This is a genomic window from Plesiomonas sp., from assembly GCF_051650925.1.
Classification (GTDB): domain Bacteria; phylum Pseudomonadota; class Gammaproteobacteria; order Enterobacterales; family CAMTGL01; genus Plesiomonas.
The window spans coordinates 1-1,078 of the sequence record NZ_JBOFRH010000097.1 but is presented as its reverse complement, the minus strand read 5'-3'; the positions used below and the strand labels follow the sequence as shown (position 1 = coordinate 1,078).

The following is a 1,078-nucleotide window of genomic DNA, read 5'->3' as shown; positions in this document are numbered from 1 at the left end:
TTATCCGCTTCAGGCACAGACTCTGCTTTTGCAATCAGCGCAATACGCAAGTCAACCTTACTGAAATCATCAATACCGATAGTCTCGCAGATTGGGTTTTTATCCAGCTCAGTCGGCTCTTTTACCGGCATTGCTGCTGCAGCTTCTTCTTTTGACTCTTCAATCATGGCATTGACCTTGTCAGGATCAATACGGTTGAACAGCGCTTTAAAGGTATTTACTTTGTGATTTAACAGCGGGGTCGCTACGCTATCCCATGTCAGCGTTGTGTTGAGGAAACCTTCAGCACGCTCACTGAGCATCGGCATTACAGGTTTTAGGTAAGTCATCAACACACGGAACAGGTTAATTCCCATTGAGCAGATAGCGTGGAGATCGGCATCACGGCCCTCTTGTTTGGCCACGACCCATGGCGCTTGCTCATCCACATAGCGGTTAGCTTTGTCTGCCAGTGCCATAATTTCGCGGATAGCCTTGCCATATTCACGCGCTTCATACGCTTGTGCAATCATCTCTGCGGCATCAGTAAATTCAGCAAACAGCGCCGAATCAGCCAGATTATCTGCCAACATACCGTCAAAGCGTTTAGCAATAAAACCGGCATTTCGTGAGGCCAGATTTACCAGCTTATTCACGATATCCGCATTAACACGCTGGATAAAATCATCCAGATTCAAATCTAGATCATCAATGCGAGAAGAGAGTTTTGCCGCGTAGTAATAACGCAAACAATCTGGGTCTAAATGCTTCAGATATGTGCCGGCTTTAATAAACGTGCCGCGTGATTTAGACATTTTTGCGCCATTTACGGTCACATAACCATGCACGAAAACATTGGTTGGTTTACGGAACTGGCTACCGTCGAGCATTGCTGGCCAGAACAGACTGTGGAAATAGACAATATCTTTACCAATAAAATGGTATAACTCGGCAGTAGAATCAGTGTTCCAAAACTCGTCAAAATTGAGATCACTGCGCTTATCGCAAAGATTTTTGAATGACCCCATGTAGCCGATAGGTGCATCAAGCCAGACATAGAAGTACTTGCCCGGAGCGTCAGGGATCTCAAAACCAAAGT

The 1,078-nt window shown here is 45.6% G+C and carries 1 protein-coding gene; it reads right to left on the bottom strand.

Annotated features, from left to right (window positions below; all coding sequences use genetic code 11):
* Window positions 1–1,078, bottom strand: a 1,078-nt coding sequence (locus ACRC27_RS02155) for a class I tRNA ligase family protein (protein WP_438639083.1), incomplete at both ends; no start/stop codon positions are given.